We start from the raw sequence: 17,614 nt of genomic DNA, 5'->3' as shown, positions 1-17,614 counted from the left end.
CGCTATGGAGCTGCTGTATAGCGCCCATCTATTTTAAGAATAATCAGGAGCATCAAGATGTACGAGGATCGTATCCGCCACCCGGGCCTGCTCGATAAAATCATGAGCGCGGACCAGGCAGCCACATTGTTTAATAACGGCATGCGTGTCGGCATGAGCGGCTTTACCCGCGCCGGCGACGCCAAAGCTTTACCTCGCGCACTGGCCGAGCGCGCCCTGCAAGAGCCATTGAGTCTGACCCTGATCACCGGCGCGTCGCTGGGCAATGGCAGCGATGGCTTGATGGCCGAAGCGGGCGTGCTGGCGCGCCGCATGCCGTTCCAGGTCGATCCTGTGTTACGCAGCAAGATCAACGATGGTGAAGTCATGTTCATCGACCAGCATCTGTCGGAAACGGCCGAGCAGCTGCGTTCGGGCAACCTGGCAGCCGTCGATATCGCCGTGATCGAAGCGGCCGCCATTACGGCTGCCGGCGCCATCATTCCTACCATGTCGGTGGGCAACTCCGCCGCCTTTGCCCAGCAAGCCACGCAAGTCATCGTGGAAATCAATCTGTCCACGCCGCTGGCGCTGGAAGGCTTGCACGACATCTACATTCCCCAGACTTTGCCGGGCCGTGCACCGATACCGCTCACCCGCGTCGACCAGCGCCTGGGCAGCACGGCGATCAGCATCGATCCGGCCCGCATCGCCGCCATCGTCATTACCGATAGCCCGGACAGCCCGTCGAACGCCTTGCCGCCCGATGCGGAAACGCAGGCGATTGCCAACCACGTGATCGCCTTTTTGACGGCTGAAGTGGAAGCTGGCCGCATGGGGCCGGAATTGCTGCCGTTGCAGGCCGGCATCGGCACCATCGCCAACGCCGTGCTGCACGGCTTGATCGGTTCGCCCTTCCGCAACATGACGATGTATTCGGAAGTGCTGCAGGACAGCGCCATCGAGCTGCTCGATTCGGGCCAGCTGGTCTTCGCTTCGGCCTCGTCGATTACCTTGTCAAAGCCCGTGCATCAAAAGCTGATGGACAATATCGATCATTACCGTTCCAAGATCGTGCTGCGCCCGCAAGAGATCAGCAACCATCCGGAAATCGTGCGCCGCCTGGGCATCATCGCGCTGAACACGGCGCTGGAATTCGATATCTATGGCAACGTCAATTCCACCCACGTGTGCGGCACGCACATGATGAACGGCATCGGCGGCTCGGGCGACTTTGCCCGCAACGGACAGATTTCCATGTTCGTGTCGAAATCGGCGGCCAAGGGCGGACGCATTTCCAGCGTGGTGCCGATGGTCTCGCATGTGGACCATACTGAACACGACGTCGATGTGCTGGTGACGGAGTGGGGTTATGCCGACTTGCGCGGCCTGGCCCCGCGTGAACGGGCGCCGCTGATCATAGAGCGCTGCACCCATCCTGATTACCGTGCCCAGTTGCGCGCCTATTATGATGCAGCGTGTTTGCGCGGCGGCCATACGCCGCATATCCTGCAAGAAGCGCTGGCCTGGCATACGCGTTACCAGGAAACGCAGAGCATGCTGGCATAATAAAAGGCTCTGTCCTCGATAAATAGGGGAATCTTCCTGCGAAGCGGAGGTCTGACTGATCAGATCAATCAAGCAGGGAGAGCAGCATGCTGCAAACGCAATGGCAGGTATTCATCGCGCAGTTCGTGGCATTGTCCCGGCGGCAACGGCTGGACAGTCTGGCGCTGCTGCAGGGCACGCCGCCCGGGCAGGCAGGCATCGCGCTGATCGAGCATACGGCACAAGCTCGGCTTTGCTGTCCCGTCTGCCACTGCCGGCACTTTCACCGGCACGGTCACGCCAACGGCTTGCAGCGTTATCGTTGCGTGCCTTGTGGCAAAACATTCAATGCCTTGACGGGCACGCCCCTGGCCCATTTGCGCCATAAAACCCTGTGGCTGGACTATGCCGATTGCCTGCTCAATTCGGACTCAGTGCGCAAGGCTGCCCGGCAGCTTGGCATCCACCGCAACACCAGCTTTCGCTGGCGTCATCGTTTTCTGATACTGGCAAAGACCGACCGTCCGCGCTGCCTGCATGGCATCACCGAAGCCGATGAAATGTATCTGCTGGAATCGGAAAAAGGCGTGCGGCATTTGCTGCGTCCGGCGCGCCGGCGCGGTGGGTCTGCCCGGCAACGTGGTATTTCCAGTGAACAGGTGTGCATCCTGGTGGCGCGTGACCGCACGGGGCAAACTGTCGATTTTGTCACCGGCAAGGGACAACTGACCAAAAAGCAGCTGCTGCAATGCTTGCCGCCTGTAATCGACCGCGACATTCTGCTGGTGACAGATGGCCATGCAGCCTACGCCGCCTTTGCCCGCGAAACAGGGATCAGCCATCAGGCCGTCAACTTGCGAGCGGGCATCCGCGTGCGCGGCGCGGCCCATGTACAAAATGTGAACGCGTATCACAGCCGTTTGCGGGGGTGGCTCAGCATCTTTCACGGCGTGGCGACACGCTATCTGCCCAACTACCTGGGCTGGCGCTGGATACTCGATGCCAGGCGCATCCTGTCGGCAGAAACATTATTGAAGGCAACGCTGGGAGAGTTCCCACATCTGACGGTGACATAGCCTAATAAAAACAAAGCGGCGCCGTGTGGCGCCGCTTTGTTTTATCGTCAGGCGGCTGGCCCGAAGCGCAGCCGCAAGCCTTCCGTGACGACGGCCAGCAAGTCTTCCAGGTGCGCATTCATTTCGGGATGTGGCGTCCAGGGATCGCCCGAGTCCATCACGATGCGCAGCGACACCAGACCGTGCAGCGATTGCCAAAAGATTTGCGTCATCGCATGCAGCGACGCTTCATCGGCGCGCACCTTGCCCGCCTGGGCAAGTTCTGCAAACAGGTGCAGGGCAAATGCATATGGATCTTGCTCGATATTGCCATGCTCGACTTCGACCGCGTCGATCTCTGCATGCGGACGCAATTCCATGAACAGCAGCGAATATTCGTCGGGATGCTGGAAGCCGTATTGCACATAAGCACGACCCACCTGGCGGATACGTTCCCAGGGATCGCTGGTGGTGACGCTGGCAGCGCGCATCAAACGCACCAGTTCCAGCAAGTCCTTGTCCATGGCCTGGCCGATCAGGGTTGCCTTGTCGCGGAACAGGGCATACACGACGGTAGTGGAAAAACCGGCCGCTTCGGCCACTTTGCGGATCGACACGGCCCGCGCGCCGCCTTTCTTGATGAGGTCTTTGACAACTTCAATGATGTGCTCGCGCCGGGCCTGGGCTTCACGCAGCTTTCTTTCCTGGATATTAGTTAACTTCTTGTCCACGACACTTTCCTGGCGACTCGGTCAAAAAATGGAATTATAGGGGCGGTACATGGAGGCAATGTTTCCGGCCTTGTTACAAAGCAGTTTTTTGTCTGGTCGAGACGGTGGCGGGCCGACTTTTTATGTCTTTGCGGCGAACTTTTCCAGTTTTTGCCCCGTATTGGTGCATCAATAGCCCTTCAGGCTTTTCGAATGAGGGCAAAGGGCGGAAAATAGAGGGATAGCTTACACTGCTTTTTTATGGTTGCGGCAGCGCTCTTCAGGGCCTGCCGTAACATTTACTTTATGGGATAGGATCATTACATGACCATTAAAATCAGCCAGAACTTCGACTCGGGCGCCATCGAGGTAGTCAGCGCCGCAAGCGCCGGCGCCATCGAGCTGAAATTGCGCAAGGACTCGCACGCCGACATCCATCAATGGTTCCACTTCCGCCTGCAGGGCGCGCGCGGCCAGCACTGCACCATGCGCTTCCTGAATGCGGGCCAGGCGACTTATCCGGCTGGCTACGAGGGCTACCAGGCTGTCGCCAGTTACGACAGCGAAAACTGGTTCCGCGTGCCGACCAGCTTTGATGGCCAGGTCATGACGATCTCGCATACGCCGGAACTCGATAGCGTGTATTACGCCTACTTCGAGCCGTATTCGTGGGAACGCCATCTGCGCCTGCTGGGCGAAGTGGCGGAACACCCATTGGTGCGCGTGTCCGACCTGGGCAACACCGTCGATGGCCGCGACATGAACCTGGTGACCATCGGTGATCCGCAGGCGGAAAAGACAATCTGGATCATCGCGCGCCAGCACCCGGGCGAATCGATGGCTGAATGGTTTGTCGAAGGCTTGATCGACTCGCTGCTGGACGACGCCAATCCGATCGCGCGCAAACTGCTGCAGCGCGCCGTGTTCCACATCGTGCCGAACATGAACCCGGACGGCTCGATCCGCGGCAACCTGCGCACCAACGCTGCCGGCGCTAACTTGAACCGCGAATGGATGACGCCATCCCTGGCATCGAGCCCGGAAGTACTGTGCGTGAAAAACAAAATCCATGAAACAGGCGTCGACATGTTCTTCGACATCCATGGCGATGAAGCGCTGCCCTACAATTTCGTGGCCGGTAATGAAATGCTGGAAAACTTCACGCCGGCCCAGGCCGCGCACCAGAAGGCCTTCATCGAGCGCTACAAGCAAGCCAGCCCGGACTTCCAGGACAAGTTCGGCTATGCGGCCAGCAAGTACAAATCGGACATGCTGACCCTGGCGTCGAAATACATCGGCCACCACTTCCAGTGCCTGGCGCTGACCCTGGAAATGCCATTCAAGGAAAACGCCGACTTGCCAGATCCATCGGTGGGTTGGAATGGCGCGCGCAGCGCGGCGCTGGGTGCGGCCATGCTGCAGCCTATCCTGCTGTCGCTGGACTGAAAGGCGTGATCATGGGCGTCGAGATCGAACGAAAATTCCTGTTGCAGGGCGACGGCTGGCGGGAGCTGGCCGAACCGGTATTGCTGCGCCAGGGTTATCTGTCGTCGCAGCGCGAACGCGTGGTGCGCGTGCGCATCGAGGGCCAGCACGCCATGCTGACCATCAAGGGCGCGAACGTGGGTACCCGCCGCGGTGAATGGGAATATCCGATACCGCTGGCCGACGCCAACGAATTGCTCGACGGCCTGTGCGAGCAGCCGCTGATCGAAAAATACCGGCGCCGCATCATGTATGCGGGCATGGTGTGGGAGGTCGATGAATTCCTGGGCGCCAATTTTGGCCTGGTGGTGGCCGAGATCGAGCTGCACTCGGTCGACCAGCCCTTCGAAAAGCCCGACTGGATCGGCGCCGAAGTGTCCGACGATACGCGCTATTACAACGCTAACCTGATCCGCCACCCGTATTCACAGTGGTAAGTCAGTAGTGGCAGTAATGAAAAAGGCAGAACCCCGGTTCTGCCTTTTTTGCTTTAAAGTACTTTTCAATCAGCGTATCGGCACCTCTTCAAACCGTAGCGAGCAAGCTCGATATCGGGTTGAGTAACGCAGCTGTACTAAAGGTACAGCGAGTAACGCCGACCAGAGAGCGGGCTGCGCAGTAGGTTTGAAGAGGTGCCATATCATCAATGGAAGTGCTCTGTTCCTTGTGGCGTATCTTCCGGCATTTCCGCGTGCGCCAGTTCGCCGACCGGGTCGGCAAACAGCGGGGCGCCGCAATCGTCGCAGTATTCACCCACATAGCGCTCCGTGTGGCGCTTGATCTGCGTCACGCCGGCGGCGTTCAGGTGCTCGATGATTTCATCGATCGGCGTCTTTTGCTTGTCGAGCGCGGCGATGCCAACCTGGATCAAACCTTCGATCGGCGTGCCATCTTCATCTTCCTGGCCATACAAAGGCCAGACGATGCCGTAGATGACTTCCGGCGCCTGGCGCAGGGTGAAGGCGATGCGGTACTCATCGACCTGGCCCTCTGCCGATTCTTCGCCAAAGCCGGCGATCACGGCGCGCAGTTCCGACGCCTCGATGGCCAGCGTGTGGGTCAAATAATGCACAGCCGCGCGTACGGAGACGGGGCGTATCAGCTTGTCTGCTTCGCGGCAAGCCACGTAATACGCTTCCGGCAGCAGCAATTCCAGGCCGCAGCCAGGCAGCATGCGGGCAATCGTCGGCGTGGCTTGCGTGCGCCATTGCTCCAGGGCCGCGCTGCGCTCGGCGATGAAGTCAAGCTGCGTGGCTGGCGTTTGCCAGCGGAACAGCGGCGCACCGGCAGGCGCCACCACGGCCACCAGCAGGTAGCGCGTATCGGCCAGGAAGGGCGCCGTTTCCGCTTCCTTGGGCGATGGCTTGACGGCTGTGCCCTTCAGTGCAGCCAGCGCCAGTTTCTGCGTCTTGGCATAGGTTTCGACATGGCTGCGCGGCAGCTGGTCGATGGAATACAAGGTGGGGGCCATCGCCATCTTGGTGCCGTCAGCCAGCAGGTGCGCCGCAAAATGCGCGGACAGCACGCCGTGCGCATCGCCGGCCATCGGGCCGGAAGCGATGGAAAAACGCGTCCAGGCCAGGATGGGCACCGCCACCAGCAGGGCGTCGTAGCGCGCGTCTTCGTGAATGATGACGGTCGATTCGCTGACCGCTTCCACGCTGTCCATCAGGACGTCGTAGGCGTTCAGGTCTTCCTTGAACAGGCTGCCCAAGGTGTTGTCGATGGTGTCCTGGTGACCTGTCTTGAGTAATTTCTGGAGCTGCGTATCCAGGCTGTGTTCCCAGGACCGCTCTTCGAGGCGGCTGGCTGCCTGTACGATCGCCTGGGCAAAGGTGACCAGGCGCTGGCTGTCGGCAGTCAGTTTATGGGATGAATCTTTGGAAGGACGACGCATAGCGGGATAAGAGTCTCGTAAAGTAAAAAAAATGGATCAGTCAAATAAATGATAAACCCTTATGAGCCCTATTGTAGAGGATTCGGCCACGCATGCAGCGCAAGCTGAGCACCAGATCATGGCGAATATGAAAATTTCAAGCGCCAGGGCTAGCGTGGACGAAAAAAAACGCCGGTCAGAGACCGGCGTTTTCACGATGCCTTACAACTGATCGATTACTCGGCCAGCAGCTGGCGCAGCACGAATGGCAAGATACCGCCGTGCTTGTAGTAATCAACTTCGATCGGCGTATCGATACGCAGCAGCACTTTGACTTCTTGCGAGCTGCCATCGGCGCGGTGGATCACCAGGGTTGCCAGTTGCTGTGGCTTGATTTCGCCTTCGAGGCCTTTCAGGTCGAAGGTTTCATTGCCGGTGATGCCCAGGGTTTGCACGCTGTCGTCGCCGATGAATTGCAGTGGCAGCACGCCCATGCCCACCAGGTTCGAACGGTGGATACGCTCGAACGAGCGGGTGATCACGGCTTTCACGCCCAGCAGTTGCGTACCTTTGGCCGCCCAGTCGCGCGACGAGCCGGTGCCGTACTCTTCGCCGCCGAACACCATGGTAGGCGTGCCTTCAGCAACATACTTCATTGCTGCGTCGTAGATCGACATTTGTTCGCCGGAAGGCTGGTGGATCGTGATGCCGCCTTCGACTGCCGAACCGTCTGCCTTGGCAGGGATCATGCGGTTTTTGATACGCACGTTGGCGAAGGTGCCGCGCATCATGATTTCGTGGTTACCGCGACGCGAGCCGTAGGAGTTGAAGTCCGCTTTCAGGACGCCGTTTTCCTTCAGCCACTTGCCTGCAGGGCCGTTTTCCTGGATCGAACCAGCTGGCGAGATGTGGTCGGTGGTGATCGAGTCGCCGAACACGCCCAGAGCGCGCGCGCCTTCGATGCCGGTGGCCACGGCCGCTGGCGTCATCGAGAAGTTATCGAAGAACGGTGGTTCAGCGATATAGGTCGATTTAGGCCAGTTGTAGACTTGACCGGACACGGTGGTGACTTTTTCCCACAGCTTGCCTGGTGCGCCTTTAACGTCAGCGTAGTTATCCTTGAACACTTTGGCGTTCATGGCGAACTTCATCATGGCCGACACTTCAGCCGAGGAAGGCCAGATGTCGCCCAGGTAGATATCCTTGCCGCCCTTGCCCTTGCCAACTGGCTCGGTCATCAGGTCGCGCGTCATGTTGCCGGCGATGGCGTAGGCGACCACCAGCGGTGGCGAAGCCAGGAAGTTCGAACGGATGTTCGGGTGGATCCGTGCTTCGAAGTTGCGGTTGCCCGACAGCACAGCCGAAGCGACGATGTCGTGGGTGGCGATGGCGGCGTTCAATTCCGGGGTCAGGTCGCCAGCGTTGCCGATACAGGTGGTGCAGCCATAAGCGGTCACGCCGAAGCCCAGTTTTTCCAGGTATGGCAGCAGGCCGGCAGCGGTCAGGTACTCGGTCACGACGCGCGAGCCAGGAGCCAGCGAGGTCTTGATGTGCGGAGCGACTTTCAGGCCAGCTTCAACGGCTTTCTTGGCCAGCAAGCCGGCAGCGAGCATCACGCTCGGGTTCGAGGTGTTGGTGCACGACGTGATCGCAGCGATCAGCACGTCGCCGTTCGATACTTTGACGCCATTGGTGGTTTCGTACACGGCAGCCAGGTCGGCCGGGTTCTTGTTGAAACCGTTTTCGGTCGTAGGCTTGGCGAACAGTTCTGCGAAGTTGGCCTTGACGTTGCCGATTTCGATGCGGTCTTGCGGGCGTTTCGGGCCGGCCAGCGATGGCGCCACCGATGCCAGATCCAGGGCTACCACGCGGGTGTAGTCGATCTCGCCTTCTTTTGGCACGCCGAACAGGTTTTGCGCCTTGAAGTAGCCTTCGAATGCAGCGATTTCAGCTTTGCTGCGGCCGGTGCCCTTGAAGTAATCGATGGTCGCTTCGTCGACTGGGAAGAAGCCCATGGTTGCGCCGTATTCCGGCGCCATGTTGGCGATGGTTGCGCGGTCGGTCAGGGTCAGGGACTCTGTGCCTTCGCCGAAGAATTCGACGAACTTGCCGACGACTTTTTCTTTGCGCAGCAATTCGGTGATGGTCAGTACCAGGTCGGTTGCGGTGCAGCCTTCGCGCAGCGCGCCGGTCAGGTTCACGCCGATCACGTCAGGGGTCAGGAAGTAGACTGGCTGGCCCAGCATGCCGGCTTCCGCCTCGATGCCGCCCACGCCCCAGCCAACTACGCCGATGCCGTTGATCATGGTGGTGTGCGAGTCGGTACCGACCAGGGTGTCCGGGTAGTAAACATCGCCAGCTTTCTTGCCGGTGTTGTGCACGCCGCGTGCCAGGTATTCCAGGTTGACCTGGTGGACGATGCCGAAGCCCGGTGGCACGACGCCGAAGGTGTCGAATGCCTGCATGCCCCATTTCATGAACTGGTAACGCTCGTTGTTACGCGAGAATTCCAGTTTCATGTTCAGGTCCAGCGCTTTCTTTTCGCGGTAGTGATCGATGGTGACCGAGTGGTCGACCACCAGGTCAACCGGCACCAGCGGCTCGATCTTCTTGGCGTTGACGCCCATTTTGGCAGCCACGTTACGCATCGCGGCCAGGTCGGCCAGCAGTGGTACGCCGGTGAAGTCTTGCAGTACCACGCGCGCCACTACGAACGGGATCTCGTCGGTGCGCTCGGCGGTCGGGCCCCAGCTCGCCAATTGCTTGACGTGTTCTTCGGTGACTTTTTTGCCGTCGCAGTTGCGCAGTACCGATTCCAGTACGATGCGAATCGACACAGGCAGGCGGGAAACGTTGATGCCCAGGCTTTTTTCCAGTGCAGGCAGGGAATACAGCTTGCCCTTCTTGCTATCTGAAATATTAAAGTCCTTGAGCGTGTTCAGAGTGTTGCGGGACATGACCTCTCCTTGTTGGGTATCGTCTTTATTGATTATTCAAATTACAAAATATGACTGAGCCTCCGAAAGAGGCCCCTGCTACTCACATCAGCCGCCGGTTGCCTGCTGCATGCCCAGCGATGGCGGCGCTTCCACTGCCACTGCCGGTTTCAGCTGCTCTGCATCCTTGCATTCGTTTGCCAGTTGGCGGTTCTGCTTGGAGTCCAGCAGCATGCCTTTGGCCGGGATGCCGATCCAGATCAATCCATACAGGCGGTTTTCAAAGCGATTGGCGCCAGTGGTGGTGCCAACGCGGCTCAGGCGATGCAAGCGTTTTTTCCAGCGCAGCGCGATGTATTTGTCATCGTTGGCGTTGGTGTAGATAGTGATCTTGTCACCGAGTTCGCAATTGAATTCGGTGGTGGTGTCGCCCGTGGTGTCCGGCTCATCAGCTTCTGGATTCGGTTCAGCCGGCTTGGCCGCCGCTTTGGCCGCTGGCTTGGCTTTGCTGTGCTTGGCCTTGGCCGTCTTTTTCGCTGGCGTCGTGGTATCGGTCGCAGCGTAGGCCGGGGCCAGTGCAAGGGTCATGGCGCCCAGCGCGACGCTGCAGGCTATGGCTAATTTGGAGATGGACATCGTGTTATTCCTGTCAGTTTTCAGTGGGGCTGGTCGTTTGCGTGTTCAGTAATGCAGCAGCCGCCTCGGGCAGGCCGAGGCCTGCCAGTTTGGCGCGCTGTAAAACGGTCCAATAATATCGGTAGCTGGCACGGTCGTGCAAGCGGCCATTCTGCGCAATCGGGCCCCAGTTGGCGCGCAGCGCCTCATTGAGTATCGTGCTGGCCTCATTGACCTCGGACAGGCGCGGCGTAAAGGCCTTGATAATCGGCTTGATCTGGTCCGGGTGGATGCTCCACATGCGCGTGTAGCCGAACTCGGCCGTAGCACGCTGGGCGTCGTTTGCCACCACGGCCGAATCGCGCACGTCGGTCGTCACGTTGTGCGAGGCTACCTTGCCGTGGGCGTGGCAGGCGGCTGCCACTTCCAGCTTGGCGCGTACCACCAGCGGGTGTGTAAACTGGCCCGGCGTGCGCATGGCGGCGGCCGGGATGGCGCCGTAATGGGCCGAGACGAAATCCATGATGCCAAACGACAGGCATTCGACCTGGGGCAGGGCGGCGATGGCGTAAGCGTCATGCAGCGCGCCATGCGTCTCGATCAGAATATGCACGGGCAGGTCGTCGCGGCCGGCGCGGCGCGCGTGCAGGTTGATCAGGTCGATCGCCAGCATGGCGTCTTGCAGGCCGCCCACTTTGGGTACGGCGATATAGGCCAGGCGGCTGGCGGCGGCGCAGACGATTTCCACGTCGCGCGCAAAGAACGGGCTGTCGACGTCGTGCACGCGCACGCCGATGCGGTTGAACTGGTTGTCGTCGCTGGCGATCAGCGCGGCCACCAGTTGTGCGTGCGCTTCTTCATTGCCGGCGCTGGCGCCGTCTTCGCAGTCGAAGGTGATGTCGAACAGCGGGCCAAGCTCTTGTTGCAAGGCAATCGATTTACGCATCAGCTTTTCAGAGCCGGCGTAGTGGTCGCAAGCGGCGAGCAGCAGCGGCTGGCGTTTACCTTGGAATAAAACCTCGGAAGGGTGCATGCTTAAGGCAATCTGCAGATAAAAACTACTGGATTAAACAGCCGCACCGCGATTGTCGCGGGCGGCCTTGGTGGCAGGCGGCGCAAGCTGCGCCGCGCCGCCAGAACTGGACTTAAGCCAGCAGGTGTTTCACGCCTTCGCGCTCTTCGGTCAGTTCTTTCAGGGTCAGGTTGATGCGCTCTTGCGAGAATGCATCGATTTCCAGACCTTGAACGATGGTGTACTCACCGTTTTCGGTGGTGACCGGGAAGCCGAACACGGTGCCTTCCGGGATGCCATACGAGCCATCCGAAGGAACGCCCATGGTGGTCCATTTGCCGGCGGTACCCAGGATCCAGTCATGGATGTGGTCGATGGCGGCGTTCGCTGCCGACGCTGCCGACGACAGGCCGCGTGCATCGATGATGGCCGCGCCGCGCTTGCCGACGGTCGGCAGGAAGGTGTTGGCGTTCCATTCCTGATCGTTGATCAGGTCCTTGACAGCCTTGCCATTGACGGTGGCGAAGCGGTAGTCGGCGTACATCGTTGGCGAGTGGTTGCCCCAGACGGTCAGCTTCTCGATATCTTTCACGGCGGTGCCGGTCTTGGCAGCGACTTGCGACAGCGCGCGGTTGTGGTCCAGGCGCAGCATGGCGGTGAAGTTTTTCGCTGGCAGCGATGGCGCCGATTTCATGGCGATGTAAGCATTGGTGTTGGCTGGGTTGCCGACCACCAGAACTTTGACATTGCGCGAAGCGACGGCATCGAGTGCCTTGCCTTGTACCGTGAAGATCTGTGCATTCGCTTCCAGCAGGTCCTTGCGTTCCATGCCTGGGCCGCGTGGACGTGCGCCCACCAGTACGGCAACGTCGACATCCTTGAATGCGGTCAGCGGATCGGAGTGAGCGGTCATCTCGGTCAGCAGCGGGAACGCGCAGTCGTCGATTTCCATCATCACGCCCTTGAGCGCCTTCTGGGCTTTTTCGTCCGGGATTTCAAGCAATTGCAGGATAACAGGCTGGTCTTTACCGAGCATGTCGCCGTTGGCGATGCGGAACAACAGGGCGTAGCCGATCTGGCCGGCGGCGCCGGTCACTGCAACACGCATTGGGGTTTTAGCCATGATGAATCTCCAAAAATGGGATAAGAAAACGGGCTTGAGGCTGGGCCTACGCTTGTCCGGAAAAACTGTAATGATACCAAAACCGGCCGACGCCACCGAATTGCCGGTGTACGCTGCCGTAACGGCTGTGCTGCACAATGCCAGAGTGGCTGGCCGGCAGCATAAAACGCTGGCTCACAAGTTTTATCGAGGGCAGTTTAGGCCTCCGATTCCCATCTGTCAATCATATCTTATGTCTTATATAAGACAGCAAAGTTCTAGTGTTTTGCTGGACGTGTGCAGTGATTTGTGTTGAAATGTCGGACTATGAATTCCGCCTCGTCCAATCTGACCACCAATGCCACTGCTGCAAGCGGGGCGGTCAGTCCGACCGCGGGCAGCCCGGCCAGCGTCACTGCTCCTGCAGGAACGGCCAATCCGGCCAATCCAGCCGCGACCGCACCGGTCGCCAGCGCCTCGCCCACCTTCAGTCCTTTGTATCAGCAAATCAAGGCGCTCATTACGCAGAGCCTGCAATCGGGCGAGTGGAAGCCGGGCGAACTGATCCCCAGCGAAGTCGAGCTGGCGGGCCGTTTTAAAGTCAGCCAGGGCACGGTGCGCAAGGCCATCGATGAGCTGGCCGCCGAAAACCTGGTCATGCGCCGGCAGGGCAAGGGAACGTTTGTGTCGACCCACCACGAGGCGCGCGCACATTTCCGCTTCCTGCGCCTGGTGCCCGACGAAGGCGTGCCGCATTATCCCGAAAGCAAGTTCCTGGAGGTTCGCCGCGTGCGCGCGCCGGCCGACGTGGCGCGCCTGATGGAATTGAAATCGGGCGACGCCGTCATCTTCATCAAGCGGGTGCAGTATTTCGACGGCGTGCCGACGATTGTCGAAGAGCTATGGTTGCCGGGCCTGATCTTCAAGGGACTGACGGCCGAGCGCCTGGTGGAATACAAGGGCCCGATGTATGGCCTGTTTGAAACAGAATTTGGTACGCGCATGATACGGGCGTCCGAGCAGATCCGCGCCGTGTGCGCCGACGCCGACGCCGCGCAATTGTTAAATATCGAGGCCGGCACGCCGCTGCTCAGCTCCGAGCGCGTGTCGTTTACCTATGGCGACAAGCCGGTCGAATTGCGTCGGGGCCTGTACCTGACCAGCCATCATCATTACCAGAATGAACTCAGCTGAAAGCCGCGGGGCATCTTTGGACACCCGAAAAAGTGGCAAGGCTGAAGTACATCGCTTGTAAAGTGCCAGTCGCGAGGCGGGCATTGGAGACAACAGGACGCAGGCAAGGCGTTGCCAGCCCAGGCGGGCGACAGCAGTGCAGGTGTTTCTGTAATTAAATTACGTGAACTACGGAAAGTAGCGCGAAGTTGTGTAGTAAAAAACCATTTTGGTTATATGTAACAATAGATATTGGTGTGGGTTGCGAAAATCGGCGAAAATCGCGGCTTCAATATTTAGTTGAAATTCAAAGGGGAGGTTTTTGTCATGTCTGAAGCCGTAAGAGAAGTACCAAAAAAAGAACGGCCGCAATTCCGTAACATTCATGTTACCGAATTGTCTAACTACCGCATGGCCGTTGGCGCCATCGTCTCGATCCTGCACCGTATCAGTGGCTTTATCATGTTCGCCCTGCTGCCTTGCATCCTGTACATGCTGGAACTGAGCTTGCGTTCCGAAATGTCCTACGCCTACTTCCACGGCATCGCCTCGCACTGGCTGGTCAAATTGATCACCCTGGGTCTGGTCTGGGCCTTCCTGCACCACTTCTGCGCCGGTATCCGCCACCTGTTCATGGATGTGCACGTCGCCATCGAAAAGCAGTCGGCACGCAAGACCGCTTCCTCGGTGCTGGTCGTGAGCCTGGTGCTGACCGCCCTGGTCGCTTTGAAACTGTTTGGAGTATTTTAAACATGGCAGACAATAACATCGGACCGAAACGCCTCGTTGTCGGTGCCCACTACGGCTTGCGCGACTGGCTGGCGCAACGCGTCACCGCCATCGTCATGGTGGCATACGTTGCCATCCTGCTCATCGCTTTCTTGACTGGCAGCAACTTCACCTATGAAGGCTGGGCTGGTTTGTTCGCACAGCAATGGTTTAAATTGATCAGCCTGGTGACGTTCCTGGCGCTGTTTTACCACGCATGGGTCGGCGTACGCGACATCTGGATGGACTACGTGAAAAGCGCTGGCCTCCGTTTGACCCTGCAAATTGCCACCATGCTGTGGTTGATCGCTTGTGCCGGCTGGACGGTACAGATACTCTGGAGTGTGTAATCGTGGCAGCATATAAATCTGCAATCCCTACCCGCCGCTTTGATGCGGTAATCGTTGGCGCCGGCGGTTCCGGCATGCGCGCGTCCTTGCAACTGGCTGAAGCCGGTCTGAACGTCGCTGTCTTGTCCAAGGTTTTCCCGACCCGCTCGCACACTGTTGCGGCGCAGGGCGGTATTGGCGCGTCGCTCGGCAACATGGCCGAAGACAACTGGTTCTGGCATATGTTCGACACCGTCAAGGGTGGCGACTATCTGGGCGACCAGGACGCCATCGAATTCATGTGCCGTGAAGCACCGAAGGTCGTGTACGAACTGGAACACTTCGGCATGCCATTCGACCGCAACCCTGACGGCACCATTTATCAGCGTCCATTCGGCGGCCACACGGCCCATTTCGGCGAAAAGCCGGTGCAACGCGCTTGCGCGGCAGCTGACCGTACCGGTCACGCCCTGTTGCATACCTTGTACCAGCGCAACGTGCGCGCACGTACGCACTTCTTCGTCGAATGGATGGCGCTGGACCTGATCCGCGACGCCGATGGCGACGTGATCGGTGTTGTTGCGCTGGAAATGGAAACCGGCGAATGCATGATCCTGGAAGCAAAAACCACGATCATGGCAACCGGCGGTGCAGGCCGTATTTTCGCTGCCTCGACCAATGCCTTCATTAACACCGGCGACGGCATGGGCATGGCGGCACGTGCCGGCCTGCCACTGCAAGACATGGAATTCTGGCAATTCCACCCGACCGGCGTGGCCGGTGCGGGCGTGCTGATTACCGAAGGCGTGCGCGGCGAAGGCGGTATCCTGATCAATAGCGAAGGCGAACGCTTCATGGAGCGCTATGCGCCTACCCTGAAGGATCTGGCGCCGCGTGACTTCGTGTCGCGTTCGATGGACCAGGAAATCAAGGAAGGCCGTGGCTGCGGTCCGAACAAGGACCACGTGATGCTGGACCTGCGCCATATCGGCGCCGACACCATCGCCAAGCGTCTGCCATCGATCCTGGAAATCGGCCACAAGTTCGCCAACGTCGACGCGACCAAGGAACCGATTCCTGTCGTGCCGACGATTCACTACCAGATGGGCGGCATTCCAACCAATATCCACGGCCAGGTCGTCACGCCGACCGGTCCTGAAGGTTCGGCCAAGGTGGTCAACGGTCTGTACGCAATCGGCGAATGCGCCTGCGTATCGGTGCACGGCGCCAACCGCCTGGGCACCAACTCACTGCTGGACCTGGTGGTCTTCGGCCGCGCAGCTGGTAACCACATCGTCAACAGCGGCCTGAAAGCCAAGGAAAACAAACCTTTGCCAGCCGACGCTGCCGACTTCGCCATGGGCCGTCTGCAACGCCTGGAAAACTCGACCGGCACGGAAACCGTGCAGGGCGTGGCTAACGACATTCGCGCCACCATGCAGAAATACTGTGGCGTGTTCCGTACCGACGAGATGCTGAACAAGGGCGTCGAAGAAATCATGAAGCTTGACGAGCGCCGCAAGCACGTCTCGTTCAAGGATAAATCGAAGGTCTTCAACACGGCCCGCGTGGAAGCGCTGGAACTGGACAACCTGATCGAAACGGCAAAAGCGACCATCGTTTCGGCAGCAGCCCGCAAGGAATCGCGCGGCGCCCACGCCCAGGACGACTACCCGCACCGCGACGATGACAACTGGATGAAGCACACGCTGTGGTACTCGGAAGGCAACCGACTGGAATACAAGCCAGTCGTGACCAAGCCGCTGACGGTAGATACCTTCAAACCGAAACCACGCACTTTCTAAGGCTATACCATGGCACGCACTCTTAAATTCAAAATCTACCGCTACGATCCTGACCAGGATGCCAAGCCGTACATGCAAGACCTGACGGTCGAACTGAAAGACACCGACAAGATGCTGCTCGACGCACTGCAGCGCATCAAGGCGGACGTCGATGACTCGCTGGCCCTGCGCCGCTCGTGCCGCGAAGGCGTGTGCGGTTCGGACGCGATGAACATCAACGGCAAGAACGGCCTGGCTTGCACCACCAACCTGAACGAACTGAGCGAGCCTATCGTGCTGCGCCCATTGCCAGGTTTGCCAGTCATCCGCGACCTGATCGTCGACATGACCCAGTTCTTCAAGCAGTACGATTCGATCAAGCCGTTCCTGATCAACGATTCGATCCCGCCTGAAAAAGAACGTCTGCAATCGCCGGAACAGCGCGAAGAGCTCGATGGCCTGTACGAGTGCATCCTGTGCGCTTGCTGCTCGACCTCGTGCCCGTCGTTCTGGTGGAATCCGGACAAGTTCGTCGGTCCGGCTGGCCTGCTGCAAGCCTACCGTTTTATCGCCGATTCGCGCGACGAAGCGACCGGCGCGCGTCTGGACAACCTGGAAGATCCGTACCGTCTGTTCCGCTGCCATTCGATCATGAACTGTGTCGATGTCTGCCCTAAAGGTTTGAACCCGAACAAGGCAATCGGCAAGATCAAGGAATTGATGGTTCGCCGCGCGATCTGATTCTTCAGTATTGCGTCCGCCGGGCGCCGCCAGCAGAGGAGGGCAATAAGCTTTCCGGGCAGGCGGCGCCTGCAAAGTAGTACCGTGCCGTCAAGGCACACCGAAAGTGTTGAACAAAATGACAGACCCAATTTTGTCCTCGCATCAGGCCGACCCGGCCAACCGCGCCCGCCTGCGCTGGCGCTCACGGCGTGGCCTGCTGGAAAACGATATCATTCTCACTCGTTTTCTCGATGCGTATGAAACCGAATTGACCGACGAGGAAGTTGACGCGCTGACGCGTTTGCTCGATTTGTCGGACAATGCGTTGATGGATCTGGTACTGGCCCGTAAAGAGCCGGAAGGCGAAGTCGATCTGCCGCATGTGCGCGCACTGCTGCAACGACTACGCATTGCCTAGACGCCTGGGCGATATATTGCAAACGGTGCGAGTGGCGCGCTGTAGCACTGCCGAAGTGCGGTGCGAATTGCAGCCAGAATTTTTTGATTTTAATTTCGACT

General features: G+C 59.1%; 16 protein-coding genes. 10 read left to right on the top strand and 6 right to left on the bottom strand.

What is annotated here, in order from left to right; translation table 11 throughout:
* Positions 1-57: 57 nt before the first annotated feature.
* Positions 58-1,548 carry a succinate CoA transferase gene (locus HDE75_RS05040; protein WP_183675940.1) on the top strand — a complete coding sequence of 497 codons (1,491 nt, stop codon included), beginning with the start codon at positions 58-60 and terminating at the stop codon, positions 1,546-1,548.
* 86 nt (positions 1,549-1,634) lie between these two features.
* On the top strand, positions 1,635-2,603 hold the full coding sequence (locus tag HDE75_RS05035) for an IS1595 family transposase (protein WP_183675941.1): 969 nt from the start codon (positions 1,635-1,637) through the stop codon (positions 2,601-2,603).
* A gap of 47 nt (positions 2,604-2,650) precedes the next feature.
* Here HDE75_RS05035 and HDE75_RS05030 read toward each other — a convergent pair whose 3' ends face one another.
* Positions 2,651-3,313: a TetR/AcrR family transcriptional regulator gene (locus HDE75_RS05030; RefSeq protein ID WP_183675942.1), complete on the bottom strand. Its 663-nt coding sequence runs from the start codon at positions 3,311-3,313 to the stop codon at positions 2,651-2,653.
* A gap of 303 nt (positions 3,314-3,616) precedes the next feature.
* Here HDE75_RS05030 and HDE75_RS05025 point away from each other — a divergent pair, with 303 nt between their 5' ends.
* On the top strand, positions 3,617-4,738 hold the full coding sequence (locus HDE75_RS05025; protein WP_183675943.1) for a M14 family metallopeptidase: 1,122 nt from the start codon (positions 3,617-3,619) through the stop codon (positions 4,736-4,738).
* Between the two features lie 11 nt (positions 4,739-4,749).
* On the top strand, positions 4,750-5,214 hold the full coding sequence (locus HDE75_RS05020; protein WP_183675944.1) for a CYTH domain-containing protein: 465 nt from the start codon (positions 4,750-4,752) through the stop codon (positions 5,212-5,214).
* A gap of 206 nt (positions 5,215-5,420) precedes the next feature.
* Here HDE75_RS05020 and HDE75_RS05015 read toward each other — a convergent pair whose 3' ends face one another.
* The 5 genes from HDE75_RS05015 to HDE75_RS04995 all read right to left on the bottom strand — a co-directional run bounded on the left by HDE75_RS05015 (position 5,421) and on the right by HDE75_RS04995 (position 12,339).
* Complete coding sequence (locus tag HDE75_RS05015; protein ID WP_183675945.1) at positions 5,421-6,674, bottom strand: DUF2863 family protein; 1,254 nt, start codon at positions 6,672-6,674, stop codon at positions 5,421-5,423.
* 215 nt (positions 6,675-6,889) lie between these two features.
* Positions 6,890-9,610, bottom strand: a complete 2,721-nt coding sequence (gene acnA, locus HDE75_RS05010) for an aconitate hydratase AcnA (RefSeq protein WP_183675946.1) — start codon at positions 9,608-9,610, stop codon at positions 6,890-6,892.
* 87 nt (positions 9,611-9,697) lie between these two features.
* A complete protein-coding gene (locus HDE75_RS05005; protein ID WP_183675947.1) occupies positions 9,698-10,225 on the bottom strand; it encodes a hypothetical protein in 528 nt (175 codons plus the stop codon).
* 13 nt (positions 10,226-10,238) lie between these two features.
* On the bottom strand, positions 10,239-11,237 hold the full coding sequence (locus tag HDE75_RS05000; RefSeq protein WP_183675948.1) for an HpcH/HpaI aldolase/citrate lyase family protein: 999 nt from the start codon (positions 11,235-11,237) through the stop codon (positions 10,239-10,241).
* Positions 11,238-11,349: 112 nt separating this feature from the next.
* Positions 11,350-12,339 (bottom strand): malate dehydrogenase, encoded by a 990-nt coding sequence (locus tag HDE75_RS04995; RefSeq protein WP_183675949.1) that lies wholly within the window; start codon positions 12,337-12,339, stop codon positions 11,350-11,352.
* A 306-nt stretch (positions 12,340-12,645) separates the two neighbouring features.
* On the opposite strand from HDE75_RS04995, the gene HDE75_RS04990 reads away from it, so the two are divergent.
* From HDE75_RS04990 to HDE75_RS04965, 6 genes are all read left to right on the top strand, one after another.
* On the top strand, positions 12,646-13,512 hold the full coding sequence (locus tag HDE75_RS04990) for a GntR family transcriptional regulator (RefSeq protein WP_183675950.1): 867 nt from the start codon (positions 12,646-12,648) through the stop codon (positions 13,510-13,512).
* 306 nt (positions 13,513-13,818) lie between these two features.
* Positions 13,819-14,241, top strand: a complete 423-nt coding sequence (sdhC, locus tag HDE75_RS04985) for a succinate dehydrogenase, cytochrome b556 subunit (RefSeq protein ID WP_183675951.1) — start codon at positions 13,819-13,821, stop codon at positions 14,239-14,241.
* A 2-nt stretch (positions 14,242-14,243) separates the two neighbouring features.
* Positions 14,244-14,609, top strand: coding sequence for a succinate dehydrogenase, hydrophobic membrane anchor protein (gene sdhD, locus HDE75_RS04980; protein WP_183675952.1), 366 nt, complete (start codon positions 14,244-14,246; stop codon positions 14,607-14,609).
* A gap of 2 nt (positions 14,610-14,611) precedes the next feature.
* The gene (gene sdhA, locus HDE75_RS04975; RefSeq protein WP_183675953.1) at positions 14,612-16,393 is read left to right on the top strand and encodes a succinate dehydrogenase flavoprotein subunit; all 1,782 of its coding nucleotides are present in this window, start codon (positions 14,612-14,614) and stop codon (positions 16,391-16,393) included.
* A gap of 9 nt (positions 16,394-16,402) precedes the next feature.
* Positions 16,403-17,113: a succinate dehydrogenase iron-sulfur subunit gene (locus HDE75_RS04970; protein WP_034752075.1), complete on the top strand. Its 711-nt coding sequence runs from the start codon at positions 16,403-16,405 to the stop codon at positions 17,111-17,113.
* Between the two features lie 118 nt (positions 17,114-17,231).
* Complete coding sequence (locus tag HDE75_RS04965) at positions 17,232-17,513, top strand: FAD assembly factor SdhE (RefSeq protein WP_183675954.1); 282 nt, start codon at positions 17,232-17,234, stop codon at positions 17,511-17,513.
* Positions 17,514-17,614: the final 101 nt, after the last annotated feature.

The organism is Janthinobacterium silvisoli (assembly GCF_014200725.1).
Taxonomy (GTDB): Bacteria; Pseudomonadota; Gammaproteobacteria; order Burkholderiales; family Burkholderiaceae_D; genus Janthinobacterium.
Note: the sequence above shows the minus strand (reverse complement) of the source record. Positions and strands in the feature narration are given on the sequence as shown.

What these genes read in the sequence shown, in the direction of transcription:
- HDE75_RS05040 (WP_183675940.1), top strand. Translation starts at nt 58, where the DNA reads ATGTACGAGGATCGTATCCGCCACCCGGGCCTGCTCGATAAAATCATG.
- HDE75_RS05035 (WP_183675941.1), top strand. Translation starts at nt 1,635, where the DNA reads ATGCTGCAAACGCAATGGCAGGTATTCATCGCGCAGTTCGTGGCATTG.
- HDE75_RS05025 (WP_183675943.1), top strand. Translation starts at nt 3,617, where the DNA reads ATGACCATTAAAATCAGCCAGAACTTCGACTCGGGCGCCATCGAGGTA.
- HDE75_RS05020 (WP_183675944.1), top strand. Translation starts at nt 4,750, where the DNA reads ATGGGCGTCGAGATCGAACGAAAATTCCTGTTGCAGGGCGACGGCTGG.
- HDE75_RS05015 (WP_183675945.1), bottom strand. Translation starts at nt 6,674, where the DNA reads ATGCGTCGTCCTTCCAAAGATTCATCCCATAAACTGACTGCCGACAGC.
- acnA (WP_183675946.1), bottom strand. Translation starts at nt 9,610, where the DNA reads ATGTCCCGCAACACTCTGAACACGCTCAAGGACTTTAATATTTCAGAT.
- HDE75_RS05005 (WP_183675947.1), bottom strand. Translation starts at nt 10,225, where the DNA reads ATGTCCATCTCCAAATTAGCCATAGCCTGCAGCGTCGCGCTGGGCGCC.
- HDE75_RS05000 (WP_183675948.1), bottom strand. Translation starts at nt 11,237, where the DNA reads ATGCACCCTTCCGAGGTTTTATTCCAAGGTAAACGCCAGCCGCTGCTG.
- HDE75_RS04995 (WP_183675949.1), bottom strand. Translation starts at nt 12,339, where the DNA reads ATGGCTAAAACCCCAATGCGTGTTGCAGTGACCGGCGCCGCCGGCCAG.
- HDE75_RS04990 (WP_183675950.1), top strand. Translation starts at nt 12,646, where the DNA reads ATGAATTCCGCCTCGTCCAATCTGACCACCAATGCCACTGCTGCAAGC.
- sdhC (WP_183675951.1), top strand. Translation starts at nt 13,819, where the DNA reads ATGTCTGAAGCCGTAAGAGAAGTACCAAAAAAAGAACGGCCGCAATTC.
- sdhD (WP_183675952.1), top strand. Translation starts at nt 14,244, where the DNA reads ATGGCAGACAATAACATCGGACCGAAACGCCTCGTTGTCGGTGCCCAC.
- HDE75_RS04970 (WP_034752075.1), top strand. Translation starts at nt 16,403, where the DNA reads ATGGCACGCACTCTTAAATTCAAAATCTACCGCTACGATCCTGACCAG.
- HDE75_RS04965 (WP_183675954.1), top strand. Translation starts at nt 17,232, where the DNA reads ATGACAGACCCAATTTTGTCCTCGCATCAGGCCGACCCGGCCAACCGC.